17 protein-coding genes and 1 riboswitch are annotated in these 19273 nt (G+C 74.0%); of the genes, 11 read left to right on the plus strand and 6 right to left on the minus strand.

Features of this window, described 5'->3' with window-relative positions; genetic code table 11:
- Nucleotides 1–104: 104 nt before the first annotated feature.
- The 5 genes from cobN to pitH form a co-directional block, all read right to left on the minus strand.
- Nucleotides 105–3755, minus strand: coding sequence for a cobaltochelatase subunit CobN (gene cobN, locus AB0P07_RS17065; protein ID WP_365551134.1), 3651 nt, complete (start codon nucleotides 3753–3755; stop codon nucleotides 105–107).
- A complete protein-coding gene (locus AB0P07_RS17070; protein ID WP_365551137.1) occupies nucleotides 3752–5260 on the minus strand; it encodes a cobyric acid synthase in 1509 nt (502 codons plus the stop codon). Before AB0P07_RS17070 ends, cobN begins: the two co-directional genes overlap by 4 nt.
- The gene (locus tag AB0P07_RS17075) at nucleotides 5257–6246 is read right to left on the minus strand and encodes a cobalamin biosynthesis protein (RefSeq protein WP_365551140.1); all 990 of its coding nucleotides are present in this window, start codon (nucleotides 6244–6246) and stop codon (nucleotides 5257–5259) included. The genes AB0P07_RS17070 and AB0P07_RS17075 overlap by 4 nt, the downstream gene beginning before the upstream one ends.
- 105 nt (nucleotides 6247–6351) lie before the next feature.
- Nucleotides 6352–6497, minus strand: a riboswitch (cobalamin riboswitch).
- 149 nt (nucleotides 6498–6646) lie between these two features.
- Nucleotides 6647–6868 carry a hypothetical protein gene (locus tag AB0P07_RS17080; RefSeq protein ID WP_365551143.1) on the minus strand — a complete coding sequence of 74 codons (222 nt, stop codon included), beginning with the start codon at nucleotides 6866–6868 and terminating at the stop codon, nucleotides 6647–6649.
- A gap of 34 nt (nucleotides 6869–6902) precedes the next feature.
- Nucleotides 6903–8156: a low-affinity phosphate transporter PitH gene (gene pitH, locus AB0P07_RS17085; protein ID WP_365551146.1), complete on the minus strand. Its 1254-nt coding sequence runs from the start codon at nucleotides 8154–8156 to the stop codon at nucleotides 6903–6905.
- A 224-nt stretch (nucleotides 8157–8380) separates the two neighbouring features.
- Here pitH and AB0P07_RS17090 point away from each other — a divergent pair, with 224 nt between their 5' ends.
- The 3 genes from AB0P07_RS17090 (at nucleotide 8381) to AB0P07_RS17100 (ending at nucleotide 12602) form a co-directional block, all read left to right on the plus strand.
- Complete coding sequence (locus tag AB0P07_RS17090; protein ID WP_365551149.1) at nucleotides 8381–9139, plus strand: class II aldolase/adducin family protein; 759 nt, start codon at nucleotides 8381–8383, stop codon at nucleotides 9137–9139.
- A gap of 727 nt (nucleotides 9140–9866) precedes the next feature.
- On the plus strand, nucleotides 9867–10994 hold the full coding sequence (locus AB0P07_RS17095) for an alpha/beta fold hydrolase (protein WP_365551152.1): 1128 nt from the start codon (nucleotides 9867–9869) through the stop codon (nucleotides 10992–10994).
- Between the two features lie 192 nt (nucleotides 10995–11186).
- Nucleotides 11187–12602, plus strand: coding sequence for a hypothetical protein (locus AB0P07_RS17100; protein ID WP_365551155.1), 1416 nt, complete (start codon nucleotides 11187–11189; stop codon nucleotides 12600–12602).
- 32 nt (nucleotides 12603–12634) lie between these two features.
- Here AB0P07_RS17100 and AB0P07_RS17105 read toward each other — a convergent pair whose 3' ends face one another.
- Nucleotides 12635–13048: a VOC family protein gene (locus tag AB0P07_RS17105; RefSeq protein ID WP_365551158.1), complete on the minus strand. Its 414-nt coding sequence runs from the start codon at nucleotides 13046–13048 to the stop codon at nucleotides 12635–12637.
- A gap of 240 nt (nucleotides 13049–13288) precedes the next feature.
- Between AB0P07_RS17105 and AB0P07_RS17110 the strand changes: the two genes are divergently transcribed.
- The 8 genes from AB0P07_RS17110 to amaP all read left to right on the plus strand — a co-directional run bounded on the left by AB0P07_RS17110 (nucleotide 13289) and on the right by amaP (nucleotide 18986).
- Complete coding sequence (locus tag AB0P07_RS17110; RefSeq protein WP_102930906.1) at nucleotides 13289–14887, plus strand: ABC-F family ATP-binding cassette domain-containing protein; 1599 nt, start codon at nucleotides 13289–13291, stop codon at nucleotides 14885–14887.
- 369 nt (nucleotides 14888–15256) lie between these two features.
- Complete coding sequence (locus AB0P07_RS17115) at nucleotides 15257–15478, plus strand: helix-turn-helix domain-containing protein (protein WP_018567695.1); 222 nt, start codon at nucleotides 15257–15259, stop codon at nucleotides 15476–15478.
- A gap of 167 nt (nucleotides 15479–15645) precedes the next feature.
- The gene (locus AB0P07_RS17120; protein WP_365551162.1) at nucleotides 15646–16449 is read left to right on the plus strand and encodes an enoyl-CoA hydratase/isomerase family protein; all 804 of its coding nucleotides are present in this window, start codon (nucleotides 15646–15648) and stop codon (nucleotides 16447–16449) included.
- Nucleotides 16450–16633: 184 nt separating this feature from the next.
- A complete protein-coding gene (locus tag AB0P07_RS17125; RefSeq protein WP_365551165.1) occupies nucleotides 16634–17116 on the plus strand; it encodes an Asp23/Gls24 family envelope stress response protein in 483 nt (160 codons plus the stop codon).
- 49 nt (nucleotides 17117–17165) lie between these two features.
- Nucleotides 17166–17351 (plus strand): hypothetical protein, encoded by a 186-nt coding sequence (locus tag AB0P07_RS17130; RefSeq protein WP_031047637.1) that lies wholly within the window; start codon nucleotides 17166–17168, stop codon nucleotides 17349–17351.
- Entirely contained in the window at nucleotides 17348–17731 is a 384-nt protein-coding gene (locus tag AB0P07_RS17135; RefSeq protein WP_365551168.1) for a hypothetical protein, read from the plus strand. The genes AB0P07_RS17130 and AB0P07_RS17135 overlap by 4 nt, the downstream gene beginning before the upstream one ends.
- Complete coding sequence (locus AB0P07_RS17140; RefSeq protein WP_365551171.1) at nucleotides 17728–18402, plus strand: DUF6286 domain-containing protein; 675 nt, start codon at nucleotides 17728–17730, stop codon at nucleotides 18400–18402. The genes AB0P07_RS17135 and AB0P07_RS17140 overlap by 4 nt, the downstream gene beginning before the upstream one ends.
- Nucleotides 18399–18986: an alkaline shock response membrane anchor protein AmaP gene (amaP, locus tag AB0P07_RS17145; protein WP_365551174.1), complete on the plus strand. Its 588-nt coding sequence runs from the start codon at nucleotides 18399–18401 to the stop codon at nucleotides 18984–18986. The genes AB0P07_RS17140 and amaP overlap by 4 nt, the downstream gene beginning before the upstream one ends.
- Nucleotides 18987–19273: the final 287 nt, after the last annotated feature.

Raw genomic sequence — 19273 nt, forward strand, 5'->3', positions numbered from 1 at the left:
AGCGGTCGCGTGCTCCACGTCAGGACGGGGATGGTCCGCTGCTGCACGACCACCTGGTCGAACTGCTGCTGTGCTCCCCGCACCCGCGGGGATATTCGGGGAGATCACGCGTCCCCCTCCAGATCTCCCTCAAGCTCGAGGTAGGTCGCCCGGAGCCGGTCCAGGGTCTCCTGGTCCGGCTCCGCCCACAGCCCCCGGTCGGCGGCCTCCAGCAGCCGCTCGGTGATGCCGCGCAGCGCCCAGGGGTTGGACTTCTTCATGAAGTCCCGGTTCTCGGGGGCGAAGACGTACTCGGCGCTGAGCCGCTCGTACATCCAGTCGTCCACGACCCCCGCCGTGGCGTCGTAGCCGAAGAGGTAGTCCACGGTGGCCGCCATCTCGAAGGCGCCCTTGTAGCCGTGCCGCCGCATCGCCGCCATCCAGCGCGGGTTGACGACGCGGGCGCGGAAGACGCGGTGGGTCTCCTCGCCCAGCGTCCGGGTCTTCACCTGGTCGGGGGTGGCCGAGTCGCCGACGTACGCCTCCGGACTCTCGCCCGTCAGGTGCCGCACCATGGCGACCATGCCGCCGTGGTACTGGAAGTAGTCGTCCGCATCCGCGATGTCATGTTCACGTGTATCGACATTCTTCGCCGCCACCGCGATCCGCCGGAACGCCGTCTCCATGTCCCCGCGCGCCGCACGCCCGTCCAGCCCGCGCCCGTAGGCGTAGCCGCCCCACACCGCGTACACCTCGGCGAGGTCCGCGTCGCTGCGCCAGTTCCGCGCGTCGATCAGCGGGAGCAGACCCGCGCCGTACGCGCCCGGCTTGGAGCCGAAGATGCGAGAGGTCGCCCGGCGCCGGTCGCCGTGCTCGGCGGTGTCCTCGTCGGCGTGCGCGCGGACGAAGTTCTGCGAGGCGGGCTCGTCCAGCTCCGCCACCGCCCGCACCGCGTCGTCGATCAACCCGACGACGTGCGGGAACGCGTCCCGGAAGAACCCCGAGATGCGCACCGTGACGTCCACGCGCGGCCGGCCCAGCTCCGTGAGCGGCACCACCTCGAAGCCCGTCACCCGGCGCGAGGCGTCGTCCCAGACCGGGCGGCAGCCCAGCAGCGCCAGGATCTCGGCGATGTCGTCGCCCTGGGTACGCATCGCGGACGTGCCCCACACCGTGAGGCCGACCGACTTCGGGTACTCGCCCGTGTCGTTCAGGTACCGCTGGATCAGCGAGTCGGCCAGCGACTGGCCCACCTCCCAGCTGAGCCGGGAGGGGATGGCCTTCGGGTCGACGGAGTAGAAGTTGCGGCCGGTCGGCAGGACGTTGACCAGGCCGCGGGTCGGGGAGCCCGACGGCCCGGCCGGGACGTAACCGCCGTCCAGGGCCCGCAGGATGTGCCCGATCTCGTCCGTGGTCCGGGCGAGGCGCGGTACGACCTCCGCGCAGGCGAACTCCAGCACCGCCACCGCGTCGGGGAGTTCGGTGCCGAGCACGTCGCGGACCAGACCCGGCACGGCCGCCGTGTCCCACGCCCGCAGCTCCATGCCCTCCGCGACCCGCCGGCACAGCTGCTCCAGCAGGTCGACAGCGTCCGCCGCCGACCGCGCCGGGCCGTCCACCAGGTCCGTCAGCTCCACCGGCACCTTCACCGGGGCGCCCGGCTCGGCCAGCAGTTCCTTCTCCACCAGGCCGAAGTGCTCGGCCAGGGACGCTCTGAGGCCCGGCAGCGCGTTCGCCTGCCCGCCCCACACCTGCGAGGCGCGCAGTACCGCGAGGACGAGGTTGACGCGCGGCTCGCCGACCGGGCCGCCGCCCAGGATGTGCAGGCCGTCGCGGATCTGCACGTCCTTGATCTCGCACAGGTAGCCGTCGATGTGCATGACGAACTCGTCGAAGTCGTCGTCGTCCGGCTGGTCGTCCACGTGCAGGTCGTGGTGGAGCTCGGCGGCCTTGACCAGCGTCCAGATCTGCGCGCGGACCGCCGGCGCCTTCGCCGGGTCCAGGTCGGAGACGAGCGCGTACTCGTCGAGCAGCTGCTCCAGCTTGGCCAGGTCGCCGTAGGTGTCGGCGCGCGCCATCGGCGGCACGAGGTGGTCCACCACCGTGGCGTGGCCGCGCCGCTTGGCCTGGGTGCCCTCGCCGGGGTCGTTGACGATGAAGGGGTAGATCAGCGGCAGGTCGCCGAGCACCGCGTCCGGCGCGCAACCGGCGCTCAGCCCCAGCCCCTTGCCCGGCAGCCACTCCATCGTGCCGTGCTTGCCCATGTGCACGATCGCGTCGGCGCCGAAGCTGTGCTCCAGCCAGCGGTAGGCGGCCATGTAGTGGTGCGACGGCGGCATGTCCGGGTCGTGGTAGATCGCGATCGGGTTCTCCCCGAAGCCGCGCGGCGGCTGGATCATCACCACGACGTTCCCGAACTGCAGGGAGGCCAGCACGATGTCGTCGCCGTCCACGTACAGCGAACCCGGCGGCTCGCCCCACGCCTCCCGCATGCCGTCCCGCAGCTCCGGGTCCAGCTTCTCGAACCAGGCCCGGTAGTCGGCCAGCGGCACCCGTGCGGGCGCCGCCGCCAGCTGGTCCTCCGTCAGCCACTCCACGTCGTGGCCGCCGGCCTCGATCAGCCGGTGGATCAGCTCGTCGCCCTCGGCGGGGTACTCGGTGACTCCGTACCCCGCGTCCTTGAGCGCGTCCAGCACCCGCACCGCCGACGCCGGGGTGTCGAGACCGACCGCGTTGCCGACCCGGGAGTGCTTGGTCGGGTACGCCGTGAAGACCAGCGCGAGCTTCTTGTCCGCGTTCGGCTTGTGCCCGAGCGCCGCGTGCCGTACGGCGATCCCGGCGACGCGCGCGGCCCGCTCGGGGTCGGCGACGTAGACCGGCACCTCGTCCGGGCCCTGCTCCTTGAAGGAGAACGGCACCGTGACCAGCCGCCCGTCGAACTCCGGGATCGCGACCTGCATCGCCGCGTCCATCGGGGAGAGCGCGGCGTCCGAGGCCTCCCAGGCGGCCCGGGAGGAGGTGAGGCAGAGCCCCTGCAGCACCGGGATGTCCAGGTCGGCCAGCGCGCCGATGTCCCAGGCCTCCTCGTCACCGCCCGCCGACGCCTGCGAGGCGTGCGTGCCGCCGGCCGCGAGGACCGTGGCGACCAGGGCGTCGGCCCGGCCCAGCAGCTCGTACAGCCCGGGGTCGGCGCCGCGCAGCGAACCGCAGTACACCGGCAGGGCGTTGGCGCCGCGTGCCTCGATCGCGTCGCACAGCGTGTCGACGAACGCGGTGTTGCCGCTGAGCTGGTGGGCGCGGTAGAAGAGCACGCCGACCGTCGGGCGGCCCGCCACGACGTCCCGCAAGCCGTGGACGCCGTACTCCGGCATCTTCCGCGGCTCGTCGAAGCCCTCGCCGGTCAGCAGCACCGTGTCGGACAGGAACCTTGCGAGCTGGGTGAGGTTGTCGGGGCCGCCCTCGACCAGGTAGCGCAGCGCCTGAGCCACCACGCCGGCCGGGACCGACGACTCGGCCATCAGCTCCGCGTCCGGCACGCTCTCGCCGCCGAGCAGGACGGTCGGGATGCCGGCGGTCTTCAGCGCGGCCAGCCCGTCCTCCCAGGCGCGCTTGCCGCCGAGCAGGCGGACGACGGCGAGGTCCGCGCCCTCGACCAGGCCCGGCAGTTCCTCGCGGACGTCGACCCGGGTCGGGTTGCCGATCCGGTAGGCGGCGTCCGACGCTCGGGCCGCCAGCAGGTCCGTGTCGGCGGTCGACAACAACAGCACTGTGCTCATGCGGGCGCTCCCGGTGGAATGAAGGGCAGTCCTTGCGGCGCGCCGGACTCGATGAGCCGCCACAGCGCGTCGGTGTCCGCGTGGTGTTCGATCAGGTCGCCGAGCCGGTCGAGCTGCTCCTCGCGCAGCGCGGCGAACGAGGTGTCGGGGGCCGGCACGAAGCGGCGGCCCGCGGCGGCGGCCACCTCGCGCAGGAACGCCCGCCGGAAGCCGTCCGACTCCAGCGAGCCGTGCCAGTGCGTGCCCCAGGTCTGGCCGACCCGGCAGCCGTCCAGGAAGGGTTCCCCGCCTGTCACTTCGGCGACCCCGTGGTGGATCTCGTACCCCTCGACGCGCTCGCCGAGGGCCTCGCCCACCGGCCGGGCGAGGGTCTTCTCGCGGTCGAACCGCACCCGTACGGGCAGCAGTCCCAGCCCGTCCACGCGACCGGCACGGGACTCGACGTCGTCCTCGATGTGCTCGCCGAGGACCTGGAAGCCGCCGCAGATCCCGAGCACGGGCCGCCGCTCGGCGACCCTCCGGGCGATCGCGTCCGCCAGCCCCCGCTCCCGCAGCCACTGAAGCGCCCGCACCGTCCCGCGCGTCCCCGGCACGATCACCAGGTCGGCGTCGGCCAGCTCCTCCGGCCGGTCCACGAACCGCACGACCACGCCCGGTTCGGCGGCCAGCGCGTCCACGTCCGTGAAGTTGGACATCAGCGGGACCGCGCAGACGGCGATCCGCAGCACGTCCTCGCCGACCGGCGGCGCGACGACGGACTCCCGCACGGTCCCGCGCAGCGAGACCCGCAGGCCGTCCTCCTCGTCGATGCCGAGCCCGTGCCGGAAGGGCAGCACGCCGTACGTCCGCCGCCCGGTGAGGCCGTGCAGCATCTCCAGCCCGGGCTCCAGGAGCGACACGTCACCCCGGAACTTGTTCACCAGGAACCCGGTGACCAGCGCCTGGTCCTCGGGCGCCAGCAGCGCCACCGTGCCGAAGAAGGAGGCGAAGACGCCCCCGCGGTCGATGTCGCCGACGACCAGGACGGGGAGGCCGGCGCCCCGCGCGATCCCCATGTTGACGATGTCGGTGCGGCGCAGGTTGATCTCGGCCGGGCTGCCCGCGCCCTCGCAGATCACCGCGTCGTAGGAGGCGCGCAGTTCGGCGAGCGAGTCCAGCACCGTGCCGAGCAGCCGCTCCTGGCGTCCGCCGTGGTAGCCGCGGGCGGTCATCTCGCCGACGGGCCTGCCCAGCAGCACGACCTGGCTGCTGCGCTCCCCGCCGGGCTTGAGCAGCACGGGGTTCATGTGCGCGGTCGGCTCCACCCGGCAGGCCTGGGCCTGCATGGCCTGCGCCCGCCCGATCTCGGCGCCCTCGCGGGTCACGAAGGAGTTGAGCGACATGTTCTGCGCCTTGAAGGGCGCCACCTTCACGCCCTGGCGCACCAGCCAGCGGCAGATCCCGGCGGTGACGACGCTCTTGCCGGCGTCGGAGGTGGTGCCGGCGACGAGCAGGCCACCGTTCATGACGTACGTCCCTTCGTGACGCCCCGGTTGTTCGAGGAGGCGGCCTTTCGCACGAGCAGCCGCGCGCCCGCGCACACACCCAGCGCCAGCCAGCCCACGCGCCGGGACAGGCTTACGGCACGGTCGATGTCGCCGGTGCCGGACGCTCGGACGGCGCGTCCCGCCGCCCCGTTGAGGACGGGCCGGTGCTCGATGCGCCCGCCGTAGGAGAGCGTCCCGCCGAGCCGCACGCCGAGGGCGCCCGCGAACGAGGCCTCCACGGGCCCGGCGTTGGGGCTCGGGTGCCGTGCGGCGTCCGCGCGCCAGGCCCGTACGGCGCCCCGCGGGTCGCCACCGGCGACGGTGGTCAGTACGGCGGTCAGGCGGGCGCCCGGCCAGCCCGCGAGGTCGTCGAGGCGGGCCGAGGCCCAGCCGTAGCGGCGGTACCGGGGCGACTTGTGACCGACCATCGCGTCCAGCGTGTTGACGGCGCGGAAGCCGAGCAGCCCCGGCACTCCGGCGACGGCACCCCACACCAGAGCGCCCACGACGGCGTCCGAGGTGTTCTCGGCGACGGACTCCACGACGGCCCGGGCGATGCCGTCGGCGTCCAGCGCCTGCGGGTCCCGCCCGCACAGGTGCGGCAGCCGGGCCCGGGCCGCCTCGACGTCCCCGGCCTCCAGGGCACGGCCGACGGCCTTCGCCTCGCGGGCCAGCGAGGTGCCGCCGACCACGGCCCAGGTGGCCGCCGCGGTCAGGGCGACGGAGGCGGCGGGGGAGCGGCGCAGGGCACGGGAGGCGGCCAGCCCGAGGGCGGCGGCGCCACCGGCGCACACGGCGGTGTGCACGGCGCCCCGGCCCCGGTGGTCCCGCCACAGCACCTGTTCCACGGCGCCCGCGGCACGGCCGAACGCGGCGACCGGGTGTCCGCGGCGCGGGTCGCCGAGGAGGAGGTCGCCGAGGAGGCCGGCGGTGGCGCCGTACGCGAAGACGCGTCCGGCACGCACGGGTTCAGCCGGTCACACGGGCAGGGAGGCACCTGGTACGGGGCGTCGATCGGTGGCGGCAGCCGGGCATCGCGTCATGTCCTCACTCAGGGTGTCCACGCCCTGGTTCGAAGAGTCCGGCGGTGAGAGTTCCTGGCTCCCGGGGACTCCTGTTCCCCGGTCACAGTGGCGGGACCGCGCCGGATTCGCACCGGGCTTCCTCTCCTGCCGCCGTAGATGGCCCAGGAAGTCCACCACGGTCCGCGAACACCCGTCAACCTGGCGTTGACCTGCGACGGGGGAGTGTGCGAAGGCCCACACGCGAGCGGTGTGCGCCGGCACGCGAAAAGGCGGGGCGCGGAACGGTTCGAGTCCGTTCCGCGCCCCGCCCCGCAGCGTGCGCCCGTGGGCCGGGCGATGCTCAGGCGACGATCAGATAGATCCCGTACGCCACCGCCGCCGTGCAGGCCGCGAAGCAGGCGTACGCGCCGGCGACCGCGAGGGTCGCGGTGCCGCCCTGGGCGACCGCCCGCTCCTGGCGGGAGAGGCCGACGATGCCGAGGGTGAACAGGCCCACCAGGGCCACCGTGGCCACGAGGCTGACGCCGAAGACGGAGCCCAGGGCTGCCCAGTCGATGCTCATGGAGGTTCGCTTCCTTCGTACCCGGGACGCGGGCTCAGACGGTGGTGGCCGTGGGGGCCTTGGAGTCGGGGGCGGCGGCCGGGGCCGCGACGGTGGCCGTCAGGTCCTCGGTGGTGCCCGCCGGGGGCGGCGACACGGCGGCCATCGCCGTGGTGACCACACCGGCCGGCTCGGCGGCCCCGGGCTCCTCGGCGTCGACGACGTTGGTGTGGTCGACGACCTCACGGCGGGAGAACCGCCAGATCGCGAAGCTGGAGGCGACCAGGAAGACCGCGACCAGGGCCGTGCCCCAGTCACCGGCGCGGCAGACCCACTCGGCGAGCGCGGCGACCAGGGCGGCGGCCGGCAGCGTCAGACCCCAGGCGACGAACATCCGGGTGGCCGTGGACCAGCGGACCACGCCGCCCTTGCGGCCGAGACCCGCGCCCATGACCGCACCGGAGACCGAGTGTGTGGTGGAGAGGGAGAAGCCGAGGTGGGAGGAGGCCAGGATGACCGTCGCGGCACTGGTCTGGGCGGCGAAGCCCTGCTGCGGCTGGAGGTCGGTCAGGCCCTTGCCCATGGTGCGGATGATGCGCCAGCCGCCCAGGTAGGTGCCGAGCGCGATGGCCAGGCCCGCGGACAGGATGACCCACACCGGCGGGTCGGAGTCGGGGGCGAGCGAACCGCCGGCGATCAGGGCGAGGGTGATGATGCCCATCGTCTTCTGGGCGTCGTTGGTGCCGTGCGCCAGCGACACCAGGCCGGCGGAGGCGATCTGGCCGGCGCGGTAGCCCTTCGCGGCGGCCTTGCCGTCGGCCCTGCGGCCCAGCGAGTACGTCATCCGGGTCGCGAGCAACGCCGCGAGGCCGGCCACGATCGGGGCGGCGATCGCGGGGAGGAGCACCTTGGTGACGAGCACGTCGCCGTTGACCGCGCCGATGCCGGCCGAGGCGACGGCGGCACCGATCAGGCCGCCCATCAGGGCGTGCGAGGAACTGGACGGGAGTCCGACCAGCCAGGTCAGCAGGTTCCAGAGGATCGCGCCGACCAGTGCGGCGAAGATGACCTCGGGACGGATGCCGGTCTCGTCGACGAGACCCTTGGAGATCGTGTTGGCGACCTCCACGGAGAGGAAGGCGCCTACAAGGTTGAGGACGGCGGACATCGCCACCGCCACCTTGGGCTTGAGCGCACCGGTCGAAATGGTCGTTGCCATCGCGTTCGCGGTGTCGTGGAAACCGTTCGTGAAATCAAACGCGAGTGCGGTTACCACCACAATCGCGAGGATCAGCGAGAAGCTTTCCATTTACCCAGGCAATCGTTCGAGGTCGTTGGCGCGTCGAACGTAGGTAACCAGGGTGAACGGAAGATGAACTGAGCAGGGCGTCACGGTGACCGGAAGCGGTGTCCGGGCCTCCCTCTGCGTGCCCGCTCCGGTGCTCTCCGGAGACGTCCCTGGCAGGATCACCGGGAGGCCGTCCGGCGACGGCACGCGAGGGGCCTCGGACGGCCCGGGAGGAGACGGTGACTGTGACGTATTCGCGGGCCGGAGGGGCGGAAGGGGCCGCGGAGCCGGCCCGGGAAACGGCCGAAGATCCAGGTGGGGAGGCGGCCCGGAGAACGGCCGGGGACCCGACCGCGGAGCCGGCCAGGGAAGGGGCCTGGGCGGAACTCGTCGCCACGGCCCGGCGGACGGTTGCCGACGGACTCGTGGTGGGCACCTCCGGGAACGTCTCGGTGCGCGTCGGCGACACGGTCCTGGTCACCCCGTCGGGCGTGTCCTACGACCGTCTGACCCCGCGCGACATGACCGGCGTCGACCTGGACGGACGGCAGGTGCTCGGCACCCTGGTCCCCACCAGCGAACTGCCCATGCACCTGGCCGTGTACCGAGCCGACCCCGGCGCCCGAGCCGTCGTCCACACCCACGCCGTGCACGCCACGGCGGTCTCGCTGCTCGTGCCGGAACTCCCGCCGGTGCACTACATGACCGCCGCGCTCGGCGGCCCCGTCCGGGTCGCCCCGTACGCGGCCTACGGCACCGACGAACTCGCCCGCGGCATGCTCGACGCCCTCGCCGGCCGCACCGGCTGCCTGCTCCGCAACCACGGCACCATCACCTACGGCGCCTCGCTCGACCAGGCCTACGACCGCACCGCCCAGCTCGAGTGGATGTGCCGCCTGTGGCTGACGGCCTCCTCGGTGCCGGGCCACTCGCCGTCCCTGCTGACACCGGCTCAGCTGGCGGAGGCCGCCGAGCGCCTGCGGGGATACGGGCAGCGAGGCTGACACCGGGGCCGGCCCGGGGTGCCCGTCCGCCCCGCGACGCCCGGTGGCCCCGCCGCACGGCCCGAGTCCACTCGACCGGACCGATCCGGCCACACGCCGACGTACCCGCGCCGCGGGGGCATCGGGCCGGACAGCGGGCATCGCACTGCGCGCCGAGACGCCGGGCGGGAAGATGCCGCGCGGGGGCCGGAGGCGCCGCGCCGGGCCCGGAGGGCGGTGCACTGGGTCCGAGGGTGCCGTGCCGGGGGTCGGAGGTGCCGCGCCGGGCTCGGGGGCGCTGTGGTGGTCCGGGAGGGTGTCGTGCCGGGCCGGGGGGTGCCGTGCCGGGGGTCGGAGGTGCCGTGCGGGGTCCGGGGGCGCTGTGGTGGTCCGGGAGGGTGTCGTGCCGGGCCCGGGGGGTGCCGTGCCGGGGGTCGGAGGTGCCGCGCCGGGCTCGGGGGTTGCGGTGGTCCCGGAGGGCGCCGCGCCGGGCCGGGAGACGCCGCGCGGAGCGGGATATGCCGAAGAGCGCCCGGAGGGTGCCGCACTCGAACGCCCAGCCGCCGCGTCGGAGCAGCGGGGCCGCCTTTCGGCGGCGACGGGCCACGGCGACGGGTGACCCGGGCTCGCCCCGTGATGCGTGGGCGGACGGCTCGGGGGGTACCGGCTACGGGACACACAGGCAACCTCGTCACCCACTGTCACGCGTCCACTGGCCGCCCGAGGACTCCCCCAGGAGACTGGCCCCATGCGCACTGTCACCGCAACGGCAGCCGCCGTCACCGCCGCCCTGGCGACCGGGGCGGCGAGCGTCGCCGCCGGCCGGCTCGCCAGCGACGCCGCGCTCAAGGCGCCCCCCGGCCGGCCCCTGCCCACCGAGCCCCGGCTCACCGTGCACGGCACCGCCGCCGGGCAGATCACCCTCACCCGGGATCTGGCCGCGCTGCGCCCCGGCCGGTACGGGCTCGCCGGCGACGGGTCGCACGCGGTCGTCGGCCCGGTCCTCGGCACCGCCGAACACGGCGCCGACACCGTCGTACGCCGCCTCGAACGCGTCACGCACGGCACCCTCGAGGCCGGCGACCGGGCGTGGTTCACCCCGAACCTGTACGTCGGCAACCCGGGCACGGCCCTCGGCATCGACTACACCGACGTCGAGGTGCCGGGGGAACTCGGTCCGCTGCCGGCCTGGTTCGTGCCCGGGGCCCGCCCGACCTGGATCATCGCCGTGCACGGCCTGGCCGCCACCCGCGAACACGCCCTGAACCTGATCGCCCCCCTGCACCGCAGGAGCGTCGCGGTCCTCGCCCTCGCCTACCGCGGCGACGTCGGCGGGCCGCCCTCGCCCGACGGGCTGCACCACTTCGGCGAGACCGAGTGGCGCGACGTGGACGCGGCCGTGCGCTACGCCCTCGACCACGGTGCCCGCCAGGTCGTCCTGCTCGGCTGGTCCACCGGAGCCACCATGGCCCTGCGCACCGCCGCGCTCTCCGGCGTGCGCGAGCGCATCGCGGGTCTCGTCCTGGACTCCCCGGTCCTCAGCTGGGAGACCACCCTGCGCGCCCTGGCCGCCGCTCGCCACGTCCCCGGCGCGCTCCTCCCGCTCGCCGTCCGGGCCGCGCAGGGCCGCGCCGGTCTGCACGCCGACCGGGACGCCGGTATGGCGGGCCTGTACCGCCCGGCGGTCCCGACCCTGATCTTCCACGGCCCCGGCGACGCGGTGGCCCCCTGGCGCCTCTCCCGCCGCCTCGCCGACACCCACTCGCGCCTGGTCGCCCTCCACACCGTCCGCGACGCCCCGCACGGTGCCATGTGGAACGCCGATCCCGAGGACTACGAGGAGACCCTCCGCCGCTTCATGACCCCCCTGGTGTGACCCCCGCGGCACCCCTGTCACGGCCCCCGTCCGCCGCTGTTCCCGTGCGCGTCGCTCCGGTTCCGGTTGACGCCGTACCAGTGGCCTGATCCGGTGCCCGGGCAGCGCGCCCGGGCCTCGCGTCCGCCGTTCCAGGAGGCCGCCGGGGCATTCCGTTTGGGTTTTCGGACCGTCAACCGGAAGACTGCACCCGTGACGTCCCGTATCCCGCGCGACTCCAGGCTTCGACTCGTCCGCCCGCGACCCCTGGCCGCCGCCCCCCAAGCGATCAATCAGCGGCGTCCGCGCCGCCCCGCGCCGCGCCCGCCGGAAGGCACACCGGCCCGGTCGGAGCTGGCCGGAATGGCGCGCTCCGGTCTTGCCGACGCGGCCCGCGTCGCCCGTTGGGCCGACTCCGCCCTCGGCCCCGGCCGCGGCAGCGCGACCGCCGACGGCAAGGCCACCCTGTCCGACGCCACCGCCGACCAGGCGGCCCGCGAACTGGGCCTCACCGTGGCCAAGGTGCGCGCGGACTGGGACACCGCCCGCCTCGCCGGACTGATCGAGGTGCACGGCGACAGCGCACGCCCCGGCTGGCGGCTGCGCGCCTGGAACCGCGACGACAGCGCCGTGCTGCGCGGCTGGGTCGCCCTCTTCGACGCCTGGTCGCTCGCCCACCCCGAGCCCCCGGAGGAGCCCGCCGTCGTCGCCGAGGTCGTCTCCGCGATGCCCCAGGTGCTCTCCTTCCTCCAGCTGTCCGCCGGACCCGTCCCCGTGGCGCAGCTCCTGGACCTGCTGGAGCAGCGCGTCACCGAACTGCGCACCGAACGCTGCGAGGTGCCCTACGGCCCCCGGCTGGAGCCCGGCACCCCGGGCGCCGAGCCGGAACCGGGCCCCGCCACCGACACCCCGCTCGCCCCGCTCCTCGACTGGGCCCTGCACGCCCTCGCCTCCGTCGGCGCTCTCACCTGCGGCGACGGGCACGCCACGCTCACCCCGCTGGGCAGCTGGGCGGTCTGGGTCAAGCTGGAGCAGATCTGCGTCGCCGCGCAGAGCCCGGCCGGCCACATCGAGCAGTCGGCCGAGGCCATGCTCCGCGGCTGCGCCCGGCTCCGCCCCAACGCCGCCCGCGACGAGTACCGCGCCTGGCTCGCCGCCCGTCCCGTCGGCAGCGCCGTCGCCGAACTGCTCGGCGCCGCCCGCGGCGAGGACGCCCTGCTGCGCGGCCTGGCCTTCGACGCGCTGCGGGTCGTCGGCGCCCCCGCCGAGCCCGACGTGCGCGGCGTCCTCGACGAGCCGACGCTGCGCCCGTACGCCCTGCTGTGGCTGGCCGAGCACGACGGCGCCGACCCCGAGGACGCCCACGAGGTGCTCACCCGCCCGGAGGCCACCTGGCTGTGGGTCGACACCGCGGCGGCCGTCGCCGACCACGGGGAGGCGCCGCTGCTCGTGCGTCACCTGGAGTCGGCGGTGCAGGCCACCGTCCCGGCCCTGCTCGACGAGGTCCGTGCCGTCGGCCACCCCCGCACCGTGCAGGTCCTGGTGGCCCTCGCCGCCGCGCATCCCGACCCCGCGCTGGCCAAGGCCGTCCGCCGGGCGGCCTTCCAGGTCCACACCGGGGGCGGCTGAGCCCGGAGGGCCCACGGGCACCGCGCCGGAGGCTACCCGCGTACCTCCGGCGCGTAGGTCCCGAAGCTCCAGACGTTGCCCTCCAGGTCGCGGGCCATGTAGTCCCGCGAGCCGTAGTCCTGGTCGGTCGGGGGCATCAGGATCTCCGTGCCGTGCTCCACGGCCCGCCGGTGGTGGGCGTCGACGTCCGCCACCACGACGTACACCCCCGCGGTGCTGCCGCTCTTCATCGCCTCGTCGAAGCGGCCGCCCCTGCCCTTCGAGCCGACCATGACCGCGCCGTTGCCCTGGGTCAGCTCGGCGTGGACGACCGAGCCGTCCTCGCCCTCGTACACCGCGAGTTCCGTGAAGCCGAGGGCCTCGGTGAGCTGCCTGATCGCCGCCTTGGCGTCCGCGTACTGCAGCGTCGGGTAGATGCTCGGGCGTGCGCCTTCGTCGCCTGTCATGCCGATCACTCCCTTGTGAGCCGGTGGCCCGTAGTGACTGATTGGGCTTGTTTCGCCCAGTCTTGCACCAGGCACCGACAGCGCCGGGACGGCGCCCGCGGGACGCCCGGACGGCGCTCGTGGAAAAGCGGTTGCACCGCCCCGTTAGACTGGCCCTCATGGCCATTCTCCTCGTGCATTAGACGGCGGGATCCTCCACAGCCGCCCACCCCGCCAATCCACCCGCCCAGGAGTCTGACCGTGATCTCCGCCTCCGGCATCGAGCTGCGTGCCGGTGCCCGTGTCCTCATCGAGAGCGCCACCTTCCGCGTCGCCAAGGGCGACCGCATCGGCCTGGTCGGCCGCAACGGCGCCGGCAAGACCACCCTCACCAAGGTCCTGGCCGGTGAGGGCCAGCCCGCCGCCGGTGCCGTCACCCGCTCCGGCGAGGTCGGCTACCTGCCGCAGGACCCGCGCACCGGCGACCTCGACGTCCTCGCCCGCGACCGCATCCTGTCCGCCCGCGGTCTGGACGTCCTGATCCGCAAGATGCGGGAGAACGAACAGCGCATCGCGAACGGCCAGGGCGCCACCCGCGACAAGGCGCTCAGGCAGTACGAGCGCCAGGAGACCGAGTTCCTCACCAAGGGCGGGTACGCCGCCGAGGCCGAGGCCGCCACCATCGCCGCCGCGCTCAACCTGCCCGACCGGGTCCTCGGCCAGCCCCTGCACACGCTCTCCGGCGGTCAGCGCCGCCGCATCGAGCTGGCCCGGATCCTGTTCTCGGACGCCGACACCCTGCTCCTCGACGAGCCCACCAACCACCTCGACGCCGACTCGATCATCTGGCTGCGCGACTACCTGAAGACCTACCGCGGCGGCTTCATCGTGATCTCCCACGACGTGGACCTGGTCGAGACGGTCGTCAACAAGGTGTTCTACCTGGACGCCAACCGCTCCCAGATCGACGTCTACAACATGGGCTGGAAGCTCTACCAGCAGCAGCGCGAGGCCGACGAGAAGCGCCGCAAGCGCGAGCGTGCCAACGCCGAGAAGAAGGCCGCCGCCCTGCACTCGCAGGCCGACAAGATGCGCGCCAAGGCCACCAAGACCGTGGCCGCGCAGAACATGGCCCGCCGCGCGGACAAGCTGCTCTCCGGCCTGGAGGCGGTCCGCCAGTCCGACAAGGTCGCCAAGCTCCGCTTCCCGGAGCCCGCGCCCTGCGGCAAGACCCCGCTCACCGCCGAGGGCCTGTCCAAGTCGTACGGCTCGCTGGAGATCTTCACCGACGTCGACCTGGCCATCGACAAGGGTTCCCGGGTCGTCATCCTCGGCCTCAACGGCGCGGGCAAGACCACGCTGCTGCGCCTCCTCGGCGGCGTCGAGAAGCCCGACACCGGCCAGGTGATCGAGGGCCACGGTCTCAAGCTCGGCTACTACGCGCAGGAGCACGAGACCCTCGACCCGGAGCGCTCCGTCCTGGAGAACATGCGCTCGGCCAATCCCGACCTCGACCTCGTGGACGTCCGCAAGACGCTGGGGTCGTTCCTGTTCTCCGGCGACGACGTCGACAAGCCCGCCGGCGTCCTCTCCGGCGGCGAGAAGACCCGGCTGGCGCTGGCCACCCTCGTGGTGTCCTCGGCGAACGTGCTGCTCCTGGACGAGCCCACCAACAACCTCGACCCGGCCAGCCGCGAGGAGATCCTGGGCGCGCTGCGCACCTACAAGGGCGCCGTCGTCCTCGTCACCCACGACGAGGGCGCCGTCGAGGCGCTCCAGCCGGAGCGGATCATCCTCCTTCCGGACGGTGTCGAGGACCTGTGGGGTGCCGACTACGCGGACCTCGTCGCCCTCGCCTGATCGTCGCGCGCGCCCGCGTGTCGCCTTCGCTTGATCGAACGGGTGATCCACTGGTGATGGATCATTCGGCCGATCCGTGATCCACCATCTGTGTGAGATCTCCTCATCAAGAGGTGTGTCCTACATCGATTTCGCGGCCGGGGCCCCCATCGCCGGGGCCCCGGCCGTGACGCCTTTCTGACCTGGAATTTCGCGGAGAAACCCGTTCGGCCGAACGCGCCCGATTCTCTGGAATTACAGGTTCCGTATGTGGGGACCCGCTCCTGTCGTCACCACCTCGTCCCATCGACCTTGCCGAATGGGTGGCCATGAGCGCCTGGAGGGGTGATCATGAGAAGACCAGAGCGCACTTCCCATGAGGAGGCACGGGTGGCCGAGACTCTGAAGAAGGGCAGCCGGGTGACCGGCGCCGCGCGCGACAAGCTCGCGGCAGACCTGAAGAAGAAGTACGACGCCGGTGCGAGCATCCGGGCGTTGGCCGAGGAAACCGGCCGCTCGTATGGCTTTGTGCACCGCATGCTCAGCGAGTCGGGCGTCACGCTCCGAGGGCGTGGCGGGGCTACCCGGGGCAAAAAGGCCGCATCGGCCTGACGTCCCGGGCACCCCCGGCTTCGAACGCGTTCCGAAAGCGATGGTGGCCACCCGGTCGGTCGTCCGACCGCCCGGGTGGTTACTGTGCAGTCACTTAGCCCTGCCGTGGTACGGCGCACCGTCCGGCGCGCGGCGGGGACGACGACCGCACCTTTCGGAGGCGCCCCATGGCTTCGCCCGCCCACGACCCCGGTCCCGCACTCGACCAGGACGGCGTACGGCTCACCGTCGACGACGCGATCGCCACGGTGACGCTGACCAACCCGGCCAAGCGCAACGCGCAGAGCCCCGCTCTGTGGCGGGCGCTCACCGAGGCCGGCCGGCTGCTGCCGGGCTCCGTCCGGGCCGTGGTGCTGCGGGCCGAGGGCAAGTCCTTCTCGGCCGGGCTCGACCGGCAGGCGTTCACGCCCGAGGGCTTCGACGGCGAACCGTCGTTCATCGACCTCGCGCGGGGCGGTGACGCCGAGCTGGACGCGACCATCGCCGAGTACCAGGAGGCGTTCACCTGGTGGCGGCGCAGCGATCTCGTGTCGGTCGCCGCCGTGCAGGGGCACGCCATCGGGGCGGGCTTCCAGCTGGCCCTCGCCTGCGACCTGCGGGTCGTCGCGGACGACGTGCAGTTCGCCATGCGCGAGACCAGCCTCGGCCTGGTGCCGGATCTGACGGGCACGCATCCCCTGGTGTCTTTGGTCGGATACGCCCGCGCGCTGGAGATCTGCGCGACCGGGCGCTTCGTCGCGGCCGAGGAGGCCGTGAGCACCGGCCTGGCCAATCTCGCCGTGCCCGCGGACCAGCTCGACCCCGCGGTGCACGACCTGGTGTCGGCGATCCTGGCCGCGCCCCGCGACGCGGTCGTCGAGACCAAGGCGCTGCTCCTGGGCGCCCAGAGGCGGGACTACGAGAGCCAGCGCATCGCCGAACGGGCCGCCCAGGGACGCCGGCTGCGCGACCTGGCGGGGCTCGGGGAGTAAGAACGCCCCCGGGGTGCGGCCCCGGGGGCCGGACGGCGGCTTCCCCCGCCTCGTCCGGATCCACGAGCCCGATCCGCAGCCCGCGGGCCGCACCCGTCCTCCAACCTGCCGCGTCCGTGGAGCGGGCCCGGGCAACCCCGCCTAACGTGGTCAACAGAACTACGACCGGAAGGGACGTACGGCGATGAGCGACATGGAAAGCCACCGAAGCGGATCGGACACCAGCGAGACCTCCGGAACGGCCAAGGGGCAGACGCCCCGGCGCGGCGGCGGCGCCCCCGGCACCCGGGGGCGGACCACCATCGCCGACGGCGTCGTGGAGAAGATCACCGGAATGGCGGCACGCGACGTCGCCGGTGTGCACGCGATGGGCAGCGGCATGTCGCGCACCTTCGGCGCCGTGCGCGACCGGGTCCCCGGTGGGACGAAGTCGGGGGTGACACGCGGGGTGAAGGCCGAGGTCGGCGAGAAGCAGACCGCCCTCGACCTGGAGATCGTCGTCGAGTACGGCGTGTCGATCGAGGACGTGGCCCGGGACGTGCGGGAGAACGTGGTCGCGGCGGTGGAACGGATGACCGGTCTCGAGGTCGTCGAGGTCAACATCGCGGTGAGCGACGTCAAGCTGCCCGACGAGGAGGACGAGGAACCGGAGCCCCGGATCAGGTGAGGGCGACCGTGAGGGAAGAGGACCGAGCGGTGAATGAGGGGAGCGCACCATGAGCATGGCCGTGGTCGGCATGATCGCCGGCATGGCACTGGGCTTCGCCGGCTACTTCGGCGGCTTCGGCGCCTTCCTGCTGGTGGCGGCCCTGGGGGCGGTAGGGTTCGTCGTCGGCCGCCTCCTGGAGGGGGACATGGACCTCGGTGACTTCTTCCGCAGCCGCGACGACCGGCGGCGGTGACCGGCGTGAGCGACGCGGCCGGCGAGGTCCTCCAGCCCCTGGCCCGAGTGGCGCCCGGCGAGCGCGGTGCCACCCGGATCGCCGACCGGGTCGTCGCCAAGATCGCCGCCCGGGCGGCACGCGAGGCGCTCGGCCCGTTGCACCCGGACGCGGCACGCCCGTACGCCACCGTCGTCGTCCACCACGACACCGCCCGTGTCAGCGTCCACCTGGAACTCGACTACCCGTGCGACATCGGCGCCCGCTGCGCCCGGGTGCGTCACCAAGTCGTCCAGCGGGTACGCGCGTTGGTGGGTATGGCGGTGCCGGAGGTCGCCGTCCGGGTGGAGCGGCTGCACCTGGCGGCGGAGTACGGCGCGAGGCACGGGAGGACGCGATGAGCGAGCCCCAGGGGGCCGGGACGGGAGAGGGCAGCACCCAGCGCCTGCCCGTCGTGGAACGCGGCACCGGGACGGAGACGGAACCGGGCCCGTACGAGTCCGGCGTCCCCGATGCGCCCGCCACCGGCCGGGCCGGCCGCTTCTGGTCCGCGCGCCGCGTCCCCGCCGGCATCGTCGCGCTCGTGCTCCTGCTGCTCTCCGGGGCCTTCCTGTACGACGTCGCCGCCGTGCGCGCCGGCCGGTCCGCCCTCGGCTGGCGCCGGGACCTGGCCCGGCAGCTCGCCGAACGGCCGGTCGACGACACATGGGTGCTGGTCGGCGCGGGAGTCGCCGCGGCCCTCGGGCTCTGGCTGCTCGTGCTGGCCCTCACCCCCGGGCTGCGCCGGCTGCTGCCGATGCGGCGCACCCACCCCGGCGTACGCGCCGGGCTGCACCGCGACGCCGCCGCCACGGTGCTGCGCGACCGGGCCATGGAGGTGTCCGGGGTGCAGGCGGCGCGGGTGCGGATGCGCCGCCGCAGGGCCCGGGTACGGGCGCTGTCGCACTTCCGGGAACTGGACGACGTACGGGCCGATCTTGACGGTGTGCTCGACGGAGCGGTGCTCGGCCTCGGCCTGGCCCGGCCGCCCGCCGTGTCGCTGCGGGTGAAGCGCCCCGGACGGAAGGGGTGAGCACGGTGCTCAGGACCGTGAACCGGGTACTGACCGGACTGGCCGGCCTGGTCCTGCTCGCGCTCGGCGGCGCGGTGCTGGCCGTGGGATTCGACGCGCCCGCGCCCTCCTGGTGGGTCCACCAGGGGCCGCACGACGTGCTGCTCAGCGACGCCGAACGCACCCGGTGGCGGGACGCCGGCTGGTGGTGGCCGGTCGTCATCGCCGCACTCGCCGTCCTGCTGCTGCTCGCCCTGTGGTGGCTGGTCGCGGTGGTACGCCGCCGCAGGCTCACCGAGGTCCTCGTCGACACCGGGGACGGCGAGGGCGCCACCCTGCGCGGCAGGGCGCTGGAGGATGTCCTTGCCGGTGAGGCGGACCGCGTGGACGGCGTCGAACGGGCCGGCGTGCGGCTCACCGGCCGCCGCGACGCTCCGGCGGCCCGGATCCGGCTGCTCCTCGCCCCTCACGTGGACCCCGGCACAGCTCTGTACGACCTCTCCACCCGGGCCCTGATCCACGCTCGCGACTCGGCGCACCTGCCGTCCCTCCCGGCGGAGGTCCAGCTGCGGGGCGTCAAGCACGGGGCCGAGCGGGTGAGCTGAGCCGGGCGGTCCGGCCGAGGGGGCCACCGGCCAACGGGACGCCCCCCGTTTGCTCCGTCCCCGCGACGCGCCCACGGTGTCCGCCGCCGGGCCGAACGGCTCGAACGGACCGGTGCCGGCACCCGCCGCCGGGCGCCCCGGTCGCACCGCCGGCCGGCCTCGCCGTCGCGTTCCCGTCCGCCCGGCGGCGCGACGCACGCTCCTCCACTGCCCCAAGGGCGTGGGAGACGCCCCACCACGTCGCACCGGGCGCCGACCACGTTCGGCCAACGCCGGTCGGCGCCCCG

The organism is Streptomyces sp. NPDC085944, from assembly GCF_040686295.1.
GTDB lineage: Bacteria > Actinomycetota > Actinomycetes > Streptomycetales > Streptomycetaceae > Streptomyces > Streptomyces salinarius.

What these genes read in the sequence shown, in the direction of transcription:
- AB0P07_RS17120 (WP_365551162.1), top strand. Translation starts at nt 15,646, where the DNA reads ATGGCTTCGCCCGCCCACGACCCCGGTCCCGCACTCGACCAGGACGGC.
- AB0P07_RS17140 (WP_365551171.1), top strand. Translation starts at nt 17,728, where the DNA reads ATGAGCGAGCCCCAGGGGGCCGGGACGGGAGAGGGCAGCACCCAGCGC.
- pitH (WP_365551146.1), bottom strand. Translation starts at nt 8,156, where the DNA reads ATGGAAAGCTTCTCGCTGATCCTCGCGATTGTGGTGGTAACCGCACTC.
- AB0P07_RS17095 (WP_365551152.1), top strand. Translation starts at nt 9,867, where the DNA reads ATGCGCACTGTCACCGCAACGGCAGCCGCCGTCACCGCCGCCCTGGCG.
- AB0P07_RS17105 (WP_365551158.1), bottom strand. Translation starts at nt 13,048, where the DNA reads ATGACAGGCGACGAAGGCGCACGCCCGAGCATCTACCCGACGCTGCAG.
- AB0P07_RS17125 (WP_365551165.1), top strand. Translation starts at nt 16,634, where the DNA reads ATGAGCGACATGGAAAGCCACCGAAGCGGATCGGACACCAGCGAGACC.
- cobN (WP_365551134.1), bottom strand. Translation starts at nt 3,755, where the DNA reads ATGAGCACAGTGCTGTTGTTGTCGACCGCCGACACGGACCTGCTGGCG.
- AB0P07_RS17080 (WP_365551143.1), bottom strand. Translation starts at nt 6,868, where the DNA reads ATGAGCATCGACTGGGCAGCCCTGGGCTCCGTCTTCGGCGTCAGCCTC.
- AB0P07_RS17130 (WP_031047637.1), top strand. Translation starts at nt 17,166, where the DNA reads ATGAGCATGGCCGTGGTCGGCATGATCGCCGGCATGGCACTGGGCTTC.
- AB0P07_RS17070 (WP_365551137.1), bottom strand. Translation starts at nt 5,260, where the DNA reads ATGAACGGTGGCCTGCTCGTCGCCGGCACCACCTCCGACGCCGGCAAG.